The organism is Pseudomonas palmensis, assembly GCF_017848315.1.
GTDB classification, from domain to species: domain Bacteria; phylum Pseudomonadota; class Gammaproteobacteria; order Pseudomonadales; family Pseudomonadaceae; genus Aquipseudomonas; species Aquipseudomonas palmensis.
The window spans coordinates 19382-38150 of sequence record NZ_JAFKEC010000057.1 but is presented as its reverse complement, the minus strand read 5'-3'; the positions used below and the strand labels follow the sequence as shown (position 1 = coordinate 38150).

At 63.5% G+C, this 18769-nt stretch carries 19 protein-coding genes; 10 read left to right on the top strand and 9 right to left on the bottom strand.

All coding sequences use genetic code 11. The annotated features are described in order from the left end of the window. The first annotated feature begins 378 nt into the window (after positions 1-378). Complete coding sequence (gene rhtA, locus JZZ72_RS22910) at positions 379-1266, top strand: threonine/homoserine exporter RhtA (protein WP_078480529.1); 888 nt, start codon at positions 379-381, stop codon at positions 1264-1266. Positions 1267-1447: 181 nt separating this feature from the next. Continuing rightward, a complete protein-coding gene (locus JZZ72_RS22905; RefSeq protein WP_043859840.1) occupies positions 1448-1729 on the top strand; it encodes a hypothetical protein in 282 nt (93 codons plus the stop codon). 43 nt (positions 1730-1772) lie between these two features. Here JZZ72_RS22905 and JZZ72_RS22900 read toward each other — a convergent pair whose 3' ends face one another. The 4 genes from JZZ72_RS22900 to JZZ72_RS22885 all read right to left on the bottom strand — a co-directional run bounded on the left by JZZ72_RS22900 (position 1773) and on the right by JZZ72_RS22885 (position 7399). Further along, positions 1773-3581 (bottom strand): aminopeptidase P family protein, encoded by a 1809-nt coding sequence (locus JZZ72_RS22900; RefSeq protein ID WP_078480528.1) that lies wholly within the window; start codon positions 3579-3581, stop codon positions 1773-1775. A 54-nt stretch (positions 3582-3635) separates the two neighbouring features. Then, complete coding sequence (locus JZZ72_RS22895; RefSeq protein ID WP_210015194.1) at positions 3636-4796, bottom strand: cysteine desulfurase family protein; 1161 nt, start codon at positions 4794-4796, stop codon at positions 3636-3638. A 105-nt stretch (positions 4797-4901) separates the two neighbouring features. Next, positions 4902-6341: an FAD/NAD(P)-binding protein gene (locus tag JZZ72_RS22890; protein WP_210015193.1), complete on the bottom strand. Its 1440-nt coding sequence runs from the start codon at positions 6339-6341 to the stop codon at positions 4902-4904. A gap of 77 nt (positions 6342-6418) precedes the next feature. Then, positions 6419-7399, bottom strand: coding sequence for a GlxA family transcriptional regulator (locus JZZ72_RS22885; protein ID WP_058540605.1), 981 nt, complete (start codon positions 7397-7399; stop codon positions 6419-6421). Between the two features lie 104 nt (positions 7400-7503). On the opposite strand from JZZ72_RS22885, the gene JZZ72_RS22880 reads away from it, so the two are divergent. Beyond that, positions 7504-8061: a cysteine hydrolase family protein gene (locus JZZ72_RS22880; protein ID WP_054915728.1), complete on the top strand. Its 558-nt coding sequence runs from the start codon at positions 7504-7506 to the stop codon at positions 8059-8061. Between the two features lie 7 nt (positions 8062-8068). Here the strand turns inward: JZZ72_RS22880 and JZZ72_RS22875 are convergent, their stop codons facing one another. Beyond that, on the bottom strand, positions 8069-8632 hold the full coding sequence (locus tag JZZ72_RS22875; protein WP_058540604.1) for a helix-turn-helix domain-containing protein: 564 nt from the start codon (positions 8630-8632) through the stop codon (positions 8069-8071). Positions 8633-8716: 84 nt separating this feature from the next. Between JZZ72_RS22875 and JZZ72_RS22870 the strand changes: the two genes are divergently transcribed. The 7 genes from JZZ72_RS22870 to JZZ72_RS22840 all read left to right on the top strand — a co-directional run bounded on the left by JZZ72_RS22870 (position 8717) and on the right by JZZ72_RS22840 (position 15886). Next, positions 8717-9664, top strand: a complete 948-nt coding sequence (locus JZZ72_RS22870; RefSeq protein WP_043859846.1) for a DMT family transporter — start codon at positions 8717-8719, stop codon at positions 9662-9664. Between the two features lie 149 nt (positions 9665-9813). Further along, on the top strand, positions 9814-12732 hold the full coding sequence (locus JZZ72_RS22865) for a monovalent cation/H+ antiporter subunit A (protein ID WP_054915726.1): 2919 nt from the start codon (positions 9814-9816) through the stop codon (positions 12730-12732). After that, complete coding sequence (locus JZZ72_RS22860; RefSeq protein ID WP_007986256.1) at positions 12732-13076, top strand: Na+/H+ antiporter subunit C; 345 nt, start codon at positions 12732-12734, stop codon at positions 13074-13076. The genes JZZ72_RS22865 and JZZ72_RS22860 overlap by 1 nt, the downstream gene beginning before the upstream one ends. Continuing rightward, a complete protein-coding gene (locus JZZ72_RS22855; RefSeq protein WP_043860101.1) occupies positions 13073-14758 on the top strand; it encodes a monovalent cation/H+ antiporter subunit D in 1686 nt (561 codons plus the stop codon). The genes JZZ72_RS22860 and JZZ72_RS22855 overlap by 4 nt, the downstream gene beginning before the upstream one ends. After that, positions 14755-15243 carry a Na+/H+ antiporter subunit E gene (locus tag JZZ72_RS22850; RefSeq protein ID WP_043860102.1) on the top strand — a complete coding sequence of 163 codons (489 nt, stop codon included), beginning with the start codon at positions 14755-14757 and terminating at the stop codon, positions 15241-15243. Before JZZ72_RS22855 ends, JZZ72_RS22850 begins: the two co-directional genes overlap by 4 nt. Continuing rightward, positions 15240-15518, top strand: coding sequence for a K+/H+ antiporter subunit F (locus JZZ72_RS22845; RefSeq protein WP_043860103.1), 279 nt, complete (start codon positions 15240-15242; stop codon positions 15516-15518). Before JZZ72_RS22850 ends, JZZ72_RS22845 begins: the two co-directional genes overlap by 4 nt. After that, positions 15515-15886 (top strand): Na+/H+ antiporter subunit G, encoded by a 372-nt coding sequence (locus JZZ72_RS22840; protein ID WP_043860104.1) that lies wholly within the window; start codon positions 15515-15517, stop codon positions 15884-15886. Before JZZ72_RS22845 ends, JZZ72_RS22840 begins: the two co-directional genes overlap by 4 nt. 9 nt (positions 15887-15895) lie before the next feature. On the opposite strand, the gene JZZ72_RS22835 is transcribed toward JZZ72_RS22840, so the two are convergent. The 4 genes from JZZ72_RS22835 to JZZ72_RS22820 all read right to left on the bottom strand — a co-directional run bounded on the left by JZZ72_RS22835 (position 15896) and on the right by JZZ72_RS22820 (position 18661). Next, a complete protein-coding gene (locus JZZ72_RS22835) occupies positions 15896-16105 on the bottom strand; it encodes a hypothetical protein (protein ID WP_235384112.1) in 210 nt (69 codons plus the stop codon). Next, positions 16102-16569: a hypothetical protein gene (locus tag JZZ72_RS22830; protein ID WP_043860106.1), complete on the bottom strand. Its 468-nt coding sequence runs from the start codon at positions 16567-16569 to the stop codon at positions 16102-16104. Before JZZ72_RS22830 ends, JZZ72_RS22835 begins: the two co-directional genes overlap by 4 nt. 535 nt (positions 16570-17104) lie before the next feature. Beyond that, complete coding sequence (locus JZZ72_RS22825) at positions 17105-17314, bottom strand: hypothetical protein (RefSeq protein WP_054915725.1); 210 nt, start codon at positions 17312-17314, stop codon at positions 17105-17107. A gap of 117 nt (positions 17315-17431) precedes the next feature. Then, positions 17432-18661 carry a methyl-accepting chemotaxis protein gene (locus JZZ72_RS22820; protein ID WP_371917321.1) on the bottom strand — a complete coding sequence of 410 codons (1230 nt, stop codon included), beginning with the start codon at positions 18659-18661 and terminating at the stop codon, positions 17432-17434. Between the last annotated feature and the right edge of the window lie 108 nt (positions 18662-18769).

Sequence of the window (18769 nt, the reverse complement as noted above, 5' to 3'; positions counted from 1 at the left end):
AGAGTCTGTCAAGCGTTTATTTTGAAGTTTTTCGTTTCACTTCAAACACTTGACTCGCTTCGATCTCTCGTAGCGGGAGGCGAATTCTACAGCGTTACAACCTGCTGTCAACCACCTTTTTCACCGCTGCCGATCTTTCGATCGAAGCACTTCCAGTCTGACCTGAAACGTCCAACTCATTGATATTCAAGGAGTTTTTCGTTCCGACTGCGCCGGAAGTGGGGCGAATTATAGAGAGATTAAATCGCGCGTCAAGGGTTAATTGGCGATATTCGATGAACAAAGAAAGTTGCGCACTATATTGCTCATCTTCGCCTCCTTGCGCATCATAGACGCCAGGCCACACGCCTCTCTCTATATAAGGAAGCAACTCCAACAATGAACACCCACCCCCGCAGCCTGGCCTCCAGCCTCTTCCCCATTGGCCTGCTGCTAATTGCAATGGCATCCATCCAGTCCGGCGCCTCGCTGGCAAAAAGCATGTTCCCGCTGGTAGGTGCGCAAGGCACCACAACGCTGCGCCTGATTTTCGCCAGCCTCATCATGCTGGTGCTGCTGCGCCCCTGGCGCGCGCGCTTCACCTCCAGCACCCTCAAGTCGGTCATCATCTATGGCCTGGCATTGGGCGGCATGAACTTTCTCTTTTATATGTCCTTGCGCAGTGTCCCGCTGGGTATCGCCGTTGCCCTGGAGTTCACCGGCCCGCTGGCCGTGGCGTTGTACGCATCGCGCAGGGCCATGGATTTCGTATGGATCGGACTGGCAGTGATCGGCCTGTTGCTGCTGATACCCATCGGGCAGACCGGGGCGGCCATCGACCTGGTAGGCGCCGGCTACGCACTGGGCGCCGGCGCGTGCTGGGCGCTCTACATTCTATATGGGCAGAAAGCCGGGGCCGAGCACGGCATTCAGACCGCCGCACTTGGCGTCATGGTTGCCGCACTGTTCGTTGCGCCGATCGGCATCGTTCATGCCGGCAGCGCCCTGCTCAACCCTGCCCTGCTACCCGTGGCGATTGGCGTGGCCATTCTGTCGACAGCATTGCCGTACAGCCTGGAAATGGTGGCCCTGACACGCCTGCCCGCCCGAACCTTCGGCACACTGATGAGCATCGAACCGGCATTCGGCGCATTGTCGGGACTACTGTTTCTCAACGAAGTGTTGAGCATGGCGCAATGGCTGGCCATCGCCGCGATCATTACTGCCTCGGTGGGTGCCACACTGTCCATGCGCAGGGAAAGCCCAGCACTGGTGCCAGCCGACTGATTTGAGAAATATTTCCATTTGAACCTGTTTTTGTCATTGTGTCGCCATGGCACCCTGTTTAAGCTGTAATTCAATGCACTGCTTGAAGTTTTAACTTAAGACAAGGACGCGAGAGGCATCAGGAAGAGGCGCAGGTAACCGTCTCGGGCTTGCAGACCCGACACTCTTTGTAAGGACAGGAATGAAACGAATTTTGCTCATCCTAGCCATTCTGGCCATTGCTGGCTGTGCGGCGAACGCCAAAACTGAGGTCAAACACGGCAAGAAGGGCATGCACATCAACTGCTCGGGCCTGTCGTCTTCATGGAACAAGTGCTACGCCAAGGCCGCCAGTTCCTGCGGCACCAAAGGCTACAAAGTCGTCGCCAAGTCTGGCGATGGCGAAGACGAGCCAGGGGACTACCCCTTCGGTCTCAACCCCGCCGGCTACACCAGCCGAAGCATGATCGTCATCTGCAAGTAACGAAAAAGGGCAACCCGCAGGTTGCCCTTTTTCATGTGCCCGATCAGACAGCTTCGGTTCTTTGTTCCAGCCAGTGCAGAGCAGCACCTGCCAGCAGTGGCGAAAGCCGTTCACGCACCGTGCGGTGGTAATCATTGAGCCATTCGCGTTCTTCGCTGCCCAGTTGCTCAGGCAACAGGCATCGTGTGTCGATAGGGCACAAGGTCAGCGTTTCGAATTCAAGAAAGTCACCAAACCCACTCTTGCCCGAATCCCGGGTGAACACCAGGTTCTCGATGCGCACGCCCCACTGCCCAGGCCGATAGGTGCCCGGCTCGATGGAGGTGATCATGCCGGCCTGCATGGCTGTGTGCGGCGCAGGCGAGGCCTGATAGGCGATCACCTGTGGCCCTTCGTGCACGTTCATGAAGTAGCCGACGCCGTGGCCGGTGCCATGCCCGTAATCCACATGCTCGGCCCATAACGGTGCTCGGGCAATCGCATCGAGCAAAGGCGAGGCAATGCCCCGCGGAAAACACGCCCTGGATAGTGCAATCATGCCCTTGAGCACCCGCGTGCAATCCAGCTTCTGTTCCAGGCTTGGCGTGCCGATGGGCACCATACGGGTAATGTCGGTGGTCCCTCCCAGGTACTGCCCACCTGAATCGATCAACAACAGCCCATCACCTTCGATGAGCGCATGCGAGGCGTCGGTGGCGCGGTAATGCGGCATGGCCCCATTGCTGTTGAAGGCGGCAATGGTAGCAAAGCTTGGGGACACATGACCGGGACGTCGAGCCCGGGCTGCGCCGAGCAAGGTGTCAACACTGACCTCGGTAAGGGTCGAATGCCCCAGTGCGGCTTCGAAGTCCGCGAAGAACTCGCACAACGCCGCACCGTCCTGTTCCATCACCTGCCTGATATGAACGAGGTCCGCCTCGCTCTTTCTCGACTTGGACAGAACGCTTGGATTGATGCCTTCGAGCAGCTGCACCTGGGCACCGAGGTTGGCCAGCAACCCGCTGGTCACCCGTGCCGGATCTACCAGCAGGACACTGCCCGCCTCGATGCCTGCCAGCGCGCTGCCCACTGCTTCATACTCGCGCAGTTGCACCCCGTCAGACTCAAGTGCCTCGCGCACAGCGCTGTCGACCTTGCTCGATGCCACGAACAGAATGGCCTGATGCTGACCGATCAATGCGAAGGAAACGAATACCGGGTTGTATGAAACGTCGCTGCCACGCAGGTTGAACAGCCAAGCGATGTCATCCAGCGTCGCAATGAAATGCCAATCTGCGCCGCGCTCCTTGAGCGTTGTGCGCAGTTGCGCCAGCTTGTCGGCACGGCTGACGCTCGCGTGCGGCGGCAGGTGCTGGTAAACCGGGCTGCCTGGCAACGCAGGCCGCTCCAGCCACACCTGTGCCAGCAGGTCCCTGTCACTGAGCAGGCGCACATTGCGCACCCTGAGGCGATCCTGCAGCTGCCGCGCCGACGCCAGTTGCATCACCGCACCGTCTACTGCCACCGTGCCGCCTGCGGGCGCCTGCTCTGCCAGCCAGTCAAGGGCCCCCGGCTGACCCGGCATCAGCTTCATCAACGCGATACCGCTACCCGCCAGCTCCTTTTCGGCCTGCTCCCAGTAACGACTGTCGGCCCAAAGCCCGGCAAAATCGGCCGTCAGCACCAGCGTACCCACCGAGCCATGAAACCCGGACAGCCATTGGCGCCCCTGCCAGTAGCCTGGGAGGTATTCGGACAGGTGCGGGTCTGCCGAGGGCACCAGCAGTGCATCGACCCCTTCGCGGTTCATCACTGCACGCATGCGCGCCAGGCGCGCGGTTACTGCTTCCTGCATTCCAGGCTGACTGTTCATTATGTTGTGCCACCACCGCGACCAATGTTCTGGTGGACGATAATGAAGCAGCACTCAACCGTGGGCAACCGCCCAGAAAGGCACATTGTGTAACGCTGCGTGGATGGCACCGGCAGCGGCGTCGATATCCTCTTCGCGGGTATAGCGCCCCAGGCTCAGACGCAACGTCTGCCGTGCCGCACGCTCGTCATGCCCAAGCGCCAGCAGCACATGCGAAGGCGCACTGCTGGCCGAATTGCAGGCCGACGTCGAGGAAAACGCCAGCGTACGGGCCAGCGCCTGCAGATCGATACCGTCACCGCCAAAGGTCAGGCTCAACGTATGAGGGATGCGCTGGACAGGGCTGCCGTTGAGCCCCAGGCCGGGAATATCGGCCAACTGCTCCAGCAGCCGCTCACGCAACCGGTGCATACGTGCAACCTCCTGCTGCTGCACCTGCCCGGCCAGTGCGAAGGCTGCGCCCATGGCGGCAATCTGGTGAGTGGCCAGGGTGCCCGAGCGCAATCCGTTCTCGTGCCCGCCACCGTGAATCTGTGCCTGCAGCAGCGGCGCGGCGCGCTTGCCGACGTAGAGCGCACCGATCCCTTTGGGCCCATACACCTTGTGCGCCGAAAACGACATCAGGTCCACCGGCCAGCGTGACAGGTCGATAGGCACCTTGCCTGCCCCCTGGGCGGCATCCACATGCAGCAATGCACCGTGGCGGCGCACCCACTCGCCGATGGCCTGCACATCGTTCAGGGTGCCCAGTTCATTGTTGACCAGCATCAGCGATACCAGAAAGGTGTCGTCACGCAGCGCCGCCGATACCGCCTGTTCAGTGATCAACCCCTGGGCATCTGGGCTCAGCCACGTCACCTCGATGCCTGCCAGCTCGAGCTGTCGGGCAGTATCGAGCACGGCTTTGTGCTCGATGCGGCTGGTGATGACATGCCCACCTGTGCGGCCCTGAGCCAGCCCTTTGAGGGCCAGGTTGTTGGATTCGGTGGCACCCGACGTCCAGATGATCTCGTCGGCCCGCGCCCCTACCAGGCCGGCGACCTGGGACCGTGCCTGCTCGACCGCCAGGCGTGCCTGCTGACCATACCGATGGGAGCTGGAGGCCGGATTGCCAAAACGCCCGGATACCCCCAGACACTCCACCATTACCTGAATGACTCGCTCGTCGACGGGTGTCGTGGCGGCGTAGTCGAAATACAGCGGGAGTGTGGTCATGGCCAGGCGCTTCCTGAATGCGTGGAGTAGTCGTGCATCTATAGTGCACGAACACGCATAGAACCATTAATTATCAATTTTCATATTTATATAACGAAAATATCATTACGGTGATGACTCAGGCTCCCGCGTCAGACGAGCAGCCAATCCCTTGGCCTGCAACGCCACGTCGGTGACGGCAGTACTTTCCCACCACAGGCCACGTAGCGGCGGGCCCATCGCAAACAGGCGCGTACTGACCGCGCCATCGGCATCGATCACTGCGCCCTGCGGGTCGGCATCAATTCCAAGGGCCAGCGGCCCTGGCCGGATCAGCCTGCGCTGCAGCAATGCTTGCGGCAGCGGGCGCGCCACGCGCCGCCAGTCATACTCGATACCGGTGGAGTTGACCAGCGCGGCACCCTCGACCCGCGTCGCCTGGGCCTCGCCGCGAAACCGCAGACGCACCCCCACCCCGGCTCCGGTAGCCGGTTCGACCCTCTGCAGGGAGGCCGCATGAATATGCAGGCGCCCCTCCTGGCGCAACCGCTCCAGCAGCGCTGCACCCTGGGGCGGCGAACGGTGATGATGGCTTTCCCACCAGGGCCGCACATGGCGCACGAACTGGCGGCGTTCGCGGTCACTGGCCTGGCTCCACAGCCTGGGGATATGCACCCGCACAGTGTCCAGCGGGGCCTGCCAGTCGATGCCCTGGGCCAACGCCAGCCTGCATTGCCGGCGCAGCGCACGCAGCAACTGGCGCGGGCTGCGCAGCGAAGGGTCCGCCTCGAGAAAATCCTCCCAGGGCGGTGGCTGACGGCGCTCGTGGGGCCACAACCCGTGGCGCGAGAATACCTCGACAGGCCCACGATGCCCGGCCAGTTGCAACGACACCAGGGTGTCGACCATGGTCAGCCCGGAACCGATGATCAACACTGTGCCTTGCGGGTCGATCGTGCGCATGGCGCCCACGTCCCAGGGGTCGATGGCTGCAGCGTTGAGGCTGTTCTCACCCACCTGCGCCGTGCGCGCTGCGGCAAACATGCCGGTAGCCAGCACCGCCTGGCGCGCCTGCACCCGGCGCCCATCCTGCAATTGCGCCTGAACCCTGTCACTGTGCACCTGCAGGTCAACCACCTCGGTACACACATGCTCCAGCGTGGAGCCGGCCTTGGCGCCGACACACTCGGCCTCTGCCAGACGCTGGCGGGCATAGCGACCGAACAGACCTCGCGGCGGGAACAATTCGGCCACCGGCACGCCCTGCTCGGCGGATTCGGGCCACTGCCCGGCATCGATCTGCTGTTGCAGCCAGTGGGTCAGGTCATCGGGATTGTCCGGATCGACGCTCATGCGCGCCGCATTGCCATTGAGGGTATGACCGTTTTCGGTAGCGCTGTAGGCTTCGCCACGCCCCAGCTCCCCACGCGGCTCGACCACCAGCAGGCGCCGGCGTCCGGGGCGACGCAGCAATTGCGCCGCCAACAAGGCGCCGCTCAGGCCACCCCCGATGATCAGTACATCCGCCATGTCGTCGCAGGCAGGTGCCGGTTGTTGTTCGTGCATCGGTATCTCCTTTCCCGGGAGACCGGATAATAAGCAGCAATCCACCGCAAGGGCAGCGGTGCGGTACCAAAGGAGGATCAGCCCGCAGGACCGACCACGTGCTTGCGGTACTCGCCTGGCGCAAGCCCTGTGACCTTGTGGAAGACCTTGCGAAACGCACCAGGGTCCTGGTAGCCAACACCCCAGGCGATCTGGTCGATGCTGCGGTTGGTGAACTCGAGCATCCGGCAAGCGCGCCCTACCCTCACCTGCTGACAGTACTCGGTGGGTTTGAGGCCGGTGGCGCTGCGAAAACGCCGCAGGAAGGTGCGCTGCTCGAGCCCTGCGCAGTCGGCCATCAAGGCCAGGTTGACCTCCCGCGCCCCCGTGCTCTGCAGCCAGTGCTGCACCTTGAGCACCGCTTCGTCGCCATGGTCCAGGCGCGGGCTGAACACGCTGCCCGGCCCAGGCATGGCATGCACTGGCGCCACCGCGAGAAATCGCGCCGTCTCAGCCGCCAGGGTCTGCCCCTGGAAGCGCTCGACCAGCTTGAGCCCCAACTCGGTCCAGGCCATCAATCCGGCCGAGGTAATGATGTCGCCATCTTCCAGCAACGGCAGGTTGGCCTCGACCTTGACCAGGGGAAAGCGCTCGGCCAGCGATTGGGCAAAATTCCAGTGAGTTGTGGCGGAGCGACCGTCGAGCAGGCCGCTGGCGGCAATGAAGAACACCCCGACACACACCGACACCAGCAGCGCGCCTTCGCGGTGCCACTGACGCAGGTCGTTGCAGAAACGTTCGATCAGTTCGGGGCCCGGCTCCTCGGTCAGGCTGGGCGGGATGATCATCACTCGTGGGCGGTGATGCGCCTGCGGGTGACTGTCGAAGCTCACCGCCAGCGGCTGTCCCGGCACCTCGGCCCAGTGGCACACCCGCAGCAGCGGGCTGCGTCGCGCCCCGAGGTCGGCGGCCATGCGGTTGGCTACCGCGAACAGGTCGGTCAGGCCGTGCACTGCCGCCATCTGGGCACCTGGGTAAACCAGAATACCGATCTCGACCTGATCGCCGATTGCATCCATTGTCAGTTTTTCCCGCCAATTTGTCGGTCGCGCCAATGCGCAAGCCTGTCGCACAAGCCTATAACTATCAGCACGTCACAACCATTCTCCTGAAGGACTGCACCATGAGCAAACAGGCACTGATCATCGTCGACATCCAGAACGACTACTTCCCCGGCGGCAAATGGACGCTGCACGGCGCCGATGCGGCCGCCGACAACGCCGCACGGATCATCCAGGCCGCCCGCGAAAACGGCGACCTGGTGGTCCATGTACGTCATGAGTTCGAGTCCGCCGATGCACCTTTCTTCACTCCGGGCTCCGAAGGCGCGCAGATTCATCCGAAAGCAGCCGCTCGCGAGGGCGAGCCGGTGGTGCTCAAGCACAACGTCAACAGCTTTCTGGGCACCGACCTCAAGGCCCTGCTCGACCAGCACAAGATTACCGGCCTGACCCTGGTCGGCAGCATGAGCCACATGTGCATCGATGCCGCCGCCCGGGCCGCCTCGGACATGGGCTATGGCACCACGGTGGTGCACGATGCCTGCGCCACCCGCGACCTGGAATTCAACGGCGTGGTCGTACCGGCGGCCCAGGCCCACGCGGCGTACATGGCGTCGCTGGCCTTCGCCTACGCGCAGGTGGTCTCCACCCAGGAGTGGCTTGACGCCAATCGGCGCTGACAGGCCTTCAGATCACCACGTTGCGCACGAAGCGCGTCGCCACGTCGCCATCGTTGCGGTAGGCATGCATGCGGTTGCTGGCGAAGCTGTAGAAATCGCCAGCCGCCAGCACATATTCCTGCGTTTCTATCACCAGGGTAAGGCGCCCCTCGAACACGTAGATCTGTTCGCTCCAGCCGTCGAAATCGGCCTCGGCCGGGTACACCTCGCCCGGCTCCAGGCGCCACTCCCACAACTCCACCTCGCGGCTGGCCCTGGAACTTGCCAGCAACACGGCCTTGCTGCCGGGGTGCACACCGGCCCAGGCCAGTTCGTTGATGCGATCAGGGTCACGGCTGTCAGGTGCCTGGATCAGGTCGCTGAACGCCACCGACAAGGCCTCGGCGATCAGGTCGAGGGTGGTCAGGCTGACATTCTTTTCACCCGCTTCTATTGCCACCAGCATGCGTCGGCTGACACCGGATTTTTCTGCAAGGGCGCTCTGGCTCAGCTCTGCCGCATGGCGCAGGCGCCGGATATTCTGGCTCACGTGCTGAAGCACGGAGGCCCGCTGACTGGAATCTTTGTGCACTATATTGCTCACTCACATGGCTTGCGCAGTATACTGCCCACCTTCCGACGCATTGTGCGTCGCTCGCCCCACGTGTGCAAGCCCATGACCTCGCCGACCACTGCCCGATCCCTCTTCCTTTCATTGCGCCTGAGCAAGGCCGAACTGGTGCTGGTGTTCATCACCATGCTCTGGGGCGCCACTTTTCTGCTGGTGCATAACGTGATGACCGTCAGCGGCCCGATGTTCTTCGTCGGCCTGCGCTTTGCAGCGGCGGCGCTGTTTGTCGGAGCGTTCAGTGCGCGTGCGCTGTCCGGCCTGACCTGGTTCGAAGTCAAGGCCGGCGTGCTGATCGGCGCCTCGATCATGCTGGGCTACGGCCTGCAGACCGTGGGCCTGCAAACTATCACCAGCAGCCAGTCGGCATTCATCACCGCCTTGTACGTACCTTTTGTACCGCTGCTGCAGTGGCTGGTGCTGGGCCGGCGCCCGGGGCTGATGCCGAGCCTGGGCATTGGCCTGGCGTTCGCCGGACTGATGCTGGTGGCCGGCCCCAGTGGCAGCTCGCTGCAGTTCAGCCCCGGCGAAATCGCCACGCTGATCGGCGCCGTGGCGATCGCAGCCGAGATCATTCTGATCAGCAACTATGCCGGCAAGGTGGACGTGCGCCGCGTGACCGTGGTGCAACTGGCTACCGCGTCGGCGCTGTCGTTCATGATGGTGGTGCCCACCCGGGAAGCCCTGCCGGACTTTTCCTGGCTGCTGCTGGGCAGTGCCGTCGGCCTGGGCGCCATGAGTGCGGTGATCCAGGTGGCAATGAACTGGGCCCAGCAATCGGTCTCGCCCACCCGGGCTACGCTGATCTACGCTGCAGAGCCGGTATGGGCCGGTATCGTCGGCCGCCTGGCGGGCGAGCGCCTGCCGGGCATCGCACTGCTCGGCGGGCTACTGATCGTGATCGCGGTGGTGGTCAGCGAACTGAAGATCAAACGCCGTGGCGAGCCCCTCGTCGCCAGCGATGACGATCAACAGGTGCAACAAACGGACCGGTAATCTGCAATAGCGGCACAATTCTTGTAAAAAACTGTTATAAAAAAACGCGTTGATGAGGCGCAAAAGTAGGATTCTGCGACAGCTTGCGTGTTGGTGATCGACGGGGCGCCACGTATGATCCCTTACAAACCTCTGCAGATTAGAAATCTATGTCCTTGATAGTTCTACTGCTTCTGCCGTTTGTTGGCAGCTGTCTGGCGGCTGTACTGCCGCACAACGCGCGTAACAGCGAATCACTTCTGGCCGGCCTTGTCGCGCTGGTCGGTACCGTGCAGGTCGCACTCCTGTACCCGCAAATTGCCGATGGCGGCGTCATCCGTGAAGAATTTCTGTGGCTGCCGAGCCTGGGCTTCAATCTCGTGCTGCGCATGGACGGGTTCGCCTGGCTATTCTCGCTGCTGGTGCTGGGCATCGGCACCCTGGTGTCGCTGTATGCGCGCTACTACATGTCACCCCAGGACCCGGTTCCGCGTTTCTTCGCGTTTTTCCTGGCGTTCATGGGTGCCATGCTGGGCCTGGTGATCTCTGGCAACCTGATCCAGATGGTGTTCTTCTGGGAACTGACCAGCCTGTTCTCGTTCCTGCTGATCGGTTACTGGCACCACCGTGCCGATGCACGGCGCGGCGCCTATATGGCGCTGATGGTCACCGGGGCCGGTGGCTTGTGCCTGCTGGCGGGGGTACTGCTGCTCGGCCATGTGGTGGGCAGCTATGACCTGGACAAGGTCCTGGCCGCCGGTGACCTGATTCGCAGTCATGCCCTCTACCCCATTCTGCTTCCCCTTATACTGCTCGGCGCCCTGACCAAGAGCGCTCAATTCCCCTTCCACTTCTGGCTCCCCCACGCCATGGCCGCGCCCACGCCGGTCTCGGCCTATCTGCACTCGGCCACCATGGTCAAGGCCGGGGTGTTCCTGCTGGCCCGGCTATGGCCGTCGCTGGCCGGCAGCGAAGAATGGTTCTGGATCGTCAGCGGCGCAGGGGCCTGCACCCTGCTGCTGGGCGCCTATGCGGCCATGTTCCAGAACGACCTCAAGGGCCTGCTGGCCTACTCGACCATCAGTCACCTGGGCCTGATCACCCTGCTGCTGGGCCTGAACAGCCCGCTGGCAGCGGTAGCGGCGGTGTTCCACATTCTCAACCATGCCACCTTCAAGGCCTCGCTGTTCATGGCCGCCGGCATCATCGACCATGAAAGCGGCACCCGCGATATCCGCAAGCTCAGCGGGCTGTTCCGGCTGATCCCGTTCACCGCCACCCTGGCCATGGTCGCCAGTGCCTCGATGGCCGGCGTACCCTTGATGAACGGCTTTCTGTCCAAGGAAATGTTCTTCGCCGAAACCGTGTTCATCAGTTCCACGGCCTGGGTCGAAACCACCTTGCCGATCATCGCGACCCTGGCGGGCACCTTCAGCGTCGCCTATGCGCTGCGCTTCACCGTCGACGTGTTTTTCGGCCCGCCGGCCACCGACCTGCCCCATACCCCCCACGAGCCGCCGCGCTGGATGCGCGCGCCGGTCGAGTTGCTGGTGCTGACCTGCCTGGTGGTGGGTATCTTCCCTGCCCAGTCGGTGGGCCCGCTGCTGGCCGCTGCCGCACTGCCGGTGGTGGGTGGCACGCTGCCCGAGTACAGCCTGGCCATCTGGCACGGCTGGAATGCACCACTGATCATGAGCCTGATCGCCATGTGCGGCGGCGTGGTGCTCTACCTGGTGCTGCGCAATCAGCTCAAGCGCGGGCGCTTCCTCTACCCGCCGCTGATCGAGCTGTTCAATGGCAAGCGCCTCTTCGAACACGGCCAGGTGCTGCTGATGCGTGTGGCGCGCCGCTTCGAGCGCCTGTTCACCACCCGCCGCCTGCAGAAGCAGCTGTTCATGCTGGTGCTCATCGCCCTGCTCGCCGGCGTGCTGCCCATGCTGCAAACCGGGTTGAGCTGGGGCGACCGGCCAAAAATCCCGGGCTCAGGTGTATTCGTGATGCTCTGGCTGATCGCGATCATCTGTGCCATCGGCGCTGCGTGGCAGGCCAAATACCACCGGCTGGCGGCCCTGACCATGGTCAGCGTCTGCGGCCTGATGACCTGCATCACCTTTGTCTGGTTCTCGGCGCCGGACCTGGCGCTCACCCAACTGGTGGTAGAAGTGGTCACCACGGTGCTGATCCTGCTGGGCCTGCGCTGGCTGCCACGGCGTATCGAAGACATCTCGCCCCTGCCCGGCAGCAAGGAACGCGCTGTGGCACGCCGCCTGCGCGACCTGCTGCTGGCGGTGCTGGTCGGCGGTGGCATGGCCTTGCTGTCGTACGCAATGCTGACCCGCCCGACACCCAACGTGATTTCTTCCTTCTACCTGAGCCGGGCGCTGCCCGAGGGTGGCGGCACCAACGTGGTCAACGTGATGCTGGTTGACTTCCGCGGCTTCGATACCCTGGGTGAAATCACCGTACTGGTGGCCGTGGCACTGAGCGTGTTTGCCCTGCTGCGCCGCTTCCGCCCGCCCAAGGAGAGCATCCAGCTGCCTGCCCAGCAGCGCCTGCTGGCGCCGGACGTGGTCACCGACCTGGTCAACCCGCGTCAGGCCGCCGATACCGCGCTGGGCTTCATGATGGTGCCCGCCGCCCTGGTGCGACTGCTGCTGCCTATCGCGCTGGTGATCTCGATGTACCTGTTCATGCGCGGCCACAACCAGCCCGGTGGCGGCTTCGTCGCCGGCCTGGTGATGTCGGTGGCGTTCATCCTGCAGTACATGGTCGCCGGCACCCAGTGGGTGGAAGCCCAGATGAGCCTGCGTCCGCTGCGCTGGATGGGCACCGGGCTGCTGCTGGCAACCCTCACCGGGGCCGGGGCGATGCTGCTTGGCTACCCGTTCCTGACCACGCATACCGCGCACCTTGACCTGCCGATATTGGGCGACATCCATGTCGCCAGCGCCCTGTTCTTCGACACGGGCATCTTTACCGTGGTGGTCGGGTCCACGCTGCTGATCCTCACCGCACTGGCCCACCAGTCGGTGCGCAGCCACCGGCCGAGCAGCCAGCCCAAACCCACCGTCAACCCGGGAGCCGCCTGATGGAAGAAGTGATTGCAATTGCCATCGGTGTGCTCGCCGCGTCAGGCGTGTGGCTGATCCTGCGCCCACGGACCTTCCAGGTGGTGATGGGCCTGTGTCTGCTGTCGTACGGCGTCAACCTGTTCATCTTCAGCATGGGCAGCCTGTTCATCGGCAAGGAGCCGATCATCAAGGACGGCGTACCCCAGGACCTGCTCCATTACACCGACCCGTTGCCCCAGGCACTGGTACTGACGGCCATCGTCATCAGCTTCGCCATGACCGCCTTGTTCCTGGTGGTGCTGCTGGCTTCGCGCGGGCTGACCGGCACCGACCACGTGGATGGCCGGGAGCCTAAAGAATGAGTGTGATGAACCAACTGATCGTCGCGCCCATTCTGCTGCCGCTGCTGACCGCCGCACTGATGCTGCTGCTGGGCGAAAAGCGCCGGCCGCTCAAGGCCCGCATCAACCTGATCTCCAGCCTGGCCGGGCTGGGTATTTCGATCTGCCTGCTGTTGTGGGTGCAGGAGCAGGGCCAGGCCAGCTCGATCGGCGTGTACCTGCCGGGCAACTGGCAGGCACCTTTCGGCATCGTGCTGGTACTCGACCGCCTTTCGGCACTGATGCTGGTACTCACCGGCATCGTCGGGGTCAGCGCGCTGGTGTTCGCCACCGCGCGCTGGGACCGCGCAGGCGCCAGCTTCCACGCCCTGTTCCAGATCCAGCTGATGGGCCTGTACGGCGCCTTCCTGACGGCCGACCTGTTCAACCTGTTCGTGTTCTTCGAAGTGCTGCTGGCCGCCTCCTACGGCCTGATCCTGCATGGCTCGGGTCGTGCGCGGGTCAAGGCCGGCCTGCACTACATTGCCATCAACCTGCTCGCTTCCTCGCTGTTCCTGGTGGGGGCGGCGATGCTCTACGGGGTCACCGGTACCCTGAACATGGCTGACCTGGCCCTGAAGATTCCGCTGGTGCCCGAGGCCGACCGCGGCCTGCTGCATGCCGGCGCGGCGATTCTGGCCACGGCCTTTCTGGCCAAGGCGGGTATCTGGCCGCTCAACTTCTGGCTGGTCCCGGCCTACTCGTCGGCCAGCGCCCCGGTTGCCGCACTGTTCGCGATCATGACCAAGGTGGGCACCTATACCGTGCTGCGCCTGTGGACCTTGCTGTTCTCCGGTCAGGCCGGCGCTTCGGCGTTCTTCGGCGGCGAGTGGCTGGTCATCGGTGGCCTGGCCACCCTGGGCTGCGCGGCGCTGTCGATCCTGGCGGCGCAACGCCTGGAGCGCATGGCCAGCCTGAGCATCCTGGTCTCGGCCGGCACCTTGCTGGCCGCCATCGGCTTCGGCCAGGCGGCGCTGACCGCCGCCGCACTGTTCTACCTGGTGAGCTCCACCCTGGCCTTGTGCGCGCTGTTCCTGCTGGCCGAGCTGATCGAGCGCTCGCGCTCGGCCAACGAGATCCCGCTGGAAGACGACACCGATGCGCTGCCCTCGCCCCTGGAATCGCTGCAGCCGCCCAAGGGCATCAACCTGGACGATGAACAGAAGGCGGTGATCGGCCAGGTGATTCCCTGGACCATGGCATTCCTGGGCTTGAGCTTCATCGCCTGCGCGCTGCTGATCATCGGCATGCCGCCGCTGTCCGGTTTCATCGGCAAGCTGAGCCTGATCAGCGCCCTGTTCAACCCTAACGGCCTGGGCGTGCCGGTCGACCAGCCGCTGTCCGCAGCCGGCTGGGGCCTGGTGGCCTTGCTGGTGCTCTCGGGCCTGGCATCGCTGATCGCCTTGACCCGTGTCGGCATCCAGCGCTTCTGGACCCCGCAGGAGCGCCCCTCGCCGTTGCTACGGCGCAATGAGTGCATTCCCATCGTGCTGCTGCTGGGGCTGTGCGTGCTGCTGAGCGTGCGCGCCGAACCACTGCTGCGCTACACCCAGGACACGGCGGCCGGGCTCAAGGACCCTGCCAGCTACGTCAATGCGGTACTCGGCACGCGACCGGTGCCCGGCCCCACCAGCGAGGCGATTGCCGGGCAGGTGCAGCCATGAAGCGCCTGTTTCCCGCGCCACTGCTGTCGCTTTCGCTCTGGGGGTTGTGGTTGCTGCTCAACCTCTCGCTGAGTGCCGGCAACCTGCTGCTTGGCGCACTGCTGGCAATCCTGGCACCCATCCTGATGGCGCCGCTGCGTCCGCTACCGGTGCGCATACGCAAGCCGGGCACCATCGTGCGGCTGATTCTGCGAGTGGGGGGCGATGTGGTGATGTCCAACCTGCAGGTTGCCCGTAGCGTATGGCAGGCCGGTGGCCGGCCGCCACGCTCGCGCTTCATCCGTATCCCGCTGGACCTGCGCGATGCCCATGGCCTGGCGGCGCTGTCGATGATCACCACGGTCATTCCCGGCACCATCTGGTCGGAGCTGGCGCTGGACCGCAGCATCCTGCTGCTGCATGTCTTCGATCTGGACGATGAAACGCAGTTCATCGACCACTTCAAGCACACCTACGAACGTCCGCTGATGGAGATTTTCGAATGACTGGCCTGCTCGCCAACGCCATTCTCGCCAGCCTGTTCATCTTTGCCCTGGCCATGGCCCTGACCCTGGTGCGCCTGTTCAAAGGCCCTTCGGCGCAGGACCGGGTACTGGCGCTGGACTACCTGTACATTCTGGCCATGCTGATGATGCTGGTGCTGGGTATCCGCTACGCCAGCGACACCTACTTCGAAGGTGCGCTGCTGATAGCCCTGTTCGGCTTTGTCGGCTCGTTTGCCCTGGCCAAATTCCTGCTGCGTGGCGAGGTGATCGAATGAACTCGACCGTCGAATTGCCGTTCTGGCTTGAAGTGGTCACGGCTGTGCTGCTGGTCGTCAGCAGCCTGTTCGCCCTGAGCGGCGCGGTAGGCCTGCTGCGCCTGAAGACCTTCTTCCAGCGCATGCACCCGCCCGCCCTGGCGTCGACCTTCGGCACCTGGTGCGTGGCCATGGCTTCGATCCTGTACTTTTCCGGCCTCAAGCACTCGCCCGTACTGCACGCCTGGCTGATCCCGATCCTGCTGTCGATCACCGTGCCGGTGACTACCCTGCTGCTGGCGCGGGCCGGGCTGTTTCGCAAGCGCATGGCCGGGGATGACGTACCCGAAGAGGTCAGCAGTGGCCGCGGGCGCGATACCGGGCACTGACACCTGGCCCTATCGAGCTGCCAACACCTGCAGCTCGCGGCGCACCATTGCCGCATATTCCGGCGGGCTCAGCTGATACAGCTGCCCTGCCACCCAGTTCAACCAGGCGCCCTGCAGCACCGCGCGTTGTGCCAGCCACTCCAGGGCCTGGGCCTGGGCGCGGGCCTGATGCTCGGCGTGGAAGCGCGCACGCCCCGACGCCGCAGCGGTACTGCTCACTCGCTGGCCTTGAAGGTCAGTTCGCCCTTGCGCCATTTGGCGGCCTTGGCCGTGGCAGCCTTCAGGGTCTTGGTCAGGCCTTCCTTGATCTGCTCGTGGGCAGCAAACACCATCACCACGGTCTGCCCCTCGCGGAACACGATGCCATGCCCTTCGGGCACGGTCACGAACGCATAATCGCCCAGTTCGTAGACGGTCAGCTTGATGTCGCGAAAGCGGATCTCCAACTTGCCACCTTCGCGGCTGGGCAATACCGCCGCCCGAAAGTGATCGCCCACTTTCAGTTCGAGCCGCTGTTTGTCATCGACCACCAGGGCCTCTTCGGTATCGATCTCGGCAAGGTAGATACCTTCGGCACTTTGTTCGGTCACGTAGACGAAGCGCGATTGAAACTGTTTGACCAACTTGGCCCGCAGGTCGCCCAACACGAAGAGGGCGTGCATATCCAGATTACTGACTGCCAATGATTAATTCCTCAAAACCAGCATCACCCCGCCACCTCGCAGGCGGCACTGCGCCGCGAAGGTCCCGGTTTTCAATTTGAAGTCTGAAAGACTAGTGGATCAGTGCCAGGGTTGTTCGTACGCACAGACACCAGGCTGCGAAGGAAAACACGTCGTGCCCTGCCAGTTGATAACCGGCGGCTACAAACAGCCATTTCCCAAAGTGCAACCGATTTCTCTGACAGCGTGCTCGCTGAAAAAATGCGATAGCTGAAAGAAAGATCCCAGAACGAAGGACCTCTGGACGAACATGTTCACTGCACAGGGAAGCGAATATGCACGAAAACACCGAAACACGTCGAGTGGGCAATACACTAGAAGTATCAAAAAATATCGGGAGCGCATCCGGAAAAACCCGGCCGCGCTACATTGTAGTGCCGGCTGGCGTCGGTTTTTTCCATATCACGGAGTCTGCCACGGGCCGGGTGAAAGGCTTTCGCCGACATCACGGGGAGGCCTGCGCCCTGGCAAGGACCCTCGAGGCCAGGCCCCGCGCCTACCCGGCCTGACAGGCGTCCAGCCCCTGCCCATCGAACTGTGCCAGCCAGGCGGCGCGACAGGCGTGTGCCTCGTCACGGCTGGCGAACGCGGTGCCTCTGCGCTCACCGTTGACCAGCACCACCCAGCACACGCGCATGCCCACCGAACGCAGCGAAATGGGAACGCCACTGCCGATCATCACCGCCACATCGACCTTGCACTGCATGATTCCCTCCGGAATTTAATTAGCAGCCTAACGATGAGGCGATGATAAACCCCTGCCCCTTGCGGGAAAAAGCTATCCCCGGCATAGCTGTTTTGCATCAAGCGCAATAAATCCGGCTCAGGAAATCACGCTGTGCTGGGGTCGATAGCCCAGGCGCAAGCCGCCCCAGTGGCGCCCCTGTACCTGGATCGGCACCGACAGGTCATGCATCAGCTCGCCCGTGTCACGGGTATAGGTCTGCAGCAGCACCGGTTGCTGATGGCTGCCGCAACGGATACCGGTACGGTCGTCGAACTTGCGCTTGCTGCGGTTGTGCGCGGTATCGGTCGCCTCGTCACCGGTCAGTGGCTGGCTGAAGGCGTTGTTGTGGGTCGGCACATAGCCCTGCTGGGTACAGGCAATGGCGAACACCAGGCCTTCATGCTGGGCCAGCAGCGGCTCCTGGATCGCGGGCAGTACCTGGTCGGTGTAGTCGTCGAAACGCGTGCGGTAACGGGCCGGGCGGGTACCGGGCAGCAGCTGATACTGGCGATCGAACAGAGCATCGACGCTGATGCGCCCCTGGGCGATGTCGGCCTCGAAGCGTTCGGCGATTTTCTGGGCCCCCTGGCGGGCAAGGTCGTATACGCGCTGGTGGTAGTCATCCAGCCCCACCTCGGCCAGACGCTCGCTGATACGCTCGGCCTGACCTTCCATCTGCACGGCTGCCTGGGCCAGGCGCTGGGTCTGCTGGTCGCTCACCACCAGGTCGCTGCGCATCTGCGCCACGGCCTGGAACAGGCTGTCGAGCTGAGTACGGTTGGTCTCGGTACCGGCAGCGATCGCATCGATCTGCTGCTCGACGCCAGCGGCGAGCCCGGCGATGGCGTCCAGTTGCTCGCCGGTGTGCTCGACCTGGTCCACCCCCTGGTGCAGGTCATCGGACAACTCACGGATCTGCTCCACCACCTGGGCGGTACGCTGCTGGATATCGGCCACCATCAGGCCGACCTCCTCGGTGGCACTGGCGGTACGTCCGGCCAGGCCACGCACCTCATCGGCCACCACGGCAAAGCCACGACCATGTTCGCCGGCGCGCGCGGCCTCGATGGCCGCGTTCAATGCAAGCAGGTTGGTCTGGCTGGCGATGGTCTGGATCACCAGGGTAACCCGGGCAATGTCTTCGCTGCGCTGGTGCAGCGCCTCGATCAGTTCGCGGCTGTCGTTGGCACGGGCGCTGAGCTGGTGCATGCGCTGGATCGACTCGGCCAGCACCGTTCTGCCGGCAGCACTGCTGTGGTGGGCCTCGCGGGCCGCGCCCAGGGCCTGCTGGCTGAGCTGCGAAGTGGCTTTCTCGGTACCGATCATGACTTCGGCGCTGCTGACGATCTGCGCCGCCGACACCAGTTGCGATTGCAGCTTGTCGGCCAGTTGCTGCACCGCATGGGCAACGCCAGCGGCAGACAGCGCGTTGTG

Bases quoted from the DNA above. Each gene is read 5' to 3' on its own strand.
- rhtA (WP_078480529.1), top strand. From the start codon at position 379: ATGAACACCCACCCCCGCAGCCTGGCCTCCAGCCTCTTCCCCATTGGC.
- JZZ72_RS22905 (WP_043859840.1), top strand. From the start codon at position 1,448: ATGAAACGAATTTTGCTCATCCTAGCCATTCTGGCCATTGCTGGCTGT.
- JZZ72_RS22900 (WP_078480528.1), bottom strand. From the start codon at position 3,581: ATGAACAGTCAGCCTGGAATGCAGGAAGCAGTAACCGCGCGCCTGGCG.
- JZZ72_RS22895 (WP_210015194.1), bottom strand. From the start codon at position 4,796: ATGACCACACTCCCGCTGTATTTCGACTACGCCGCCACGACACCCGTC.
- JZZ72_RS22890 (WP_210015193.1), bottom strand. From the start codon at position 6,341: ATGCACGAACAACAACCGGCACCTGCCTGCGACGACATGGCGGATGTA.
- JZZ72_RS22885 (WP_058540605.1), bottom strand. From the start codon at position 7,399: ATGGATGCAATCGGCGATCAGGTCGAGATCGGTATTCTGGTTTACCCA.
- JZZ72_RS22880 (WP_054915728.1), top strand. From the start codon at position 7,504: ATGAGCAAACAGGCACTGATCATCGTCGACATCCAGAACGACTACTTC.
- JZZ72_RS22870 (WP_043859846.1), top strand. From the start codon at position 8,717: ATGACCTCGCCGACCACTGCCCGATCCCTCTTCCTTTCATTGCGCCTG.
- JZZ72_RS22865 (WP_054915726.1), top strand. From the start codon at position 9,814: ATGTCCTTGATAGTTCTACTGCTTCTGCCGTTTGTTGGCAGCTGTCTG.
- JZZ72_RS22860 (WP_007986256.1), top strand. From the start codon at position 12,732: ATGGAAGAAGTGATTGCAATTGCCATCGGTGTGCTCGCCGCGTCAGGC.
- JZZ72_RS22855 (WP_043860101.1), top strand. From the start codon at position 13,073: ATGAGTGTGATGAACCAACTGATCGTCGCGCCCATTCTGCTGCCGCTG.
- JZZ72_RS22850 (WP_043860102.1), top strand. From the start codon at position 14,755: ATGAAGCGCCTGTTTCCCGCGCCACTGCTGTCGCTTTCGCTCTGGGGG.
- JZZ72_RS22845 (WP_043860103.1), top strand. From the start codon at position 15,240: ATGACTGGCCTGCTCGCCAACGCCATTCTCGCCAGCCTGTTCATCTTT.
- JZZ72_RS22840 (WP_043860104.1), top strand. From the start codon at position 15,515: ATGAACTCGACCGTCGAATTGCCGTTCTGGCTTGAAGTGGTCACGGCT.
- JZZ72_RS22825 (WP_054915725.1), bottom strand. From the start codon at position 17,314: ATGCAGTGCAAGGTCGATGTGGCGGTGATGATCGGCAGTGGCGTTCCC.
- JZZ72_RS22820 (WP_371917321.1), bottom strand. From the start codon at position 18,661: ATGATCGGTACCGAGAAAGCCACTTCGCAGCTCAGCCAGCAGGCCCTG.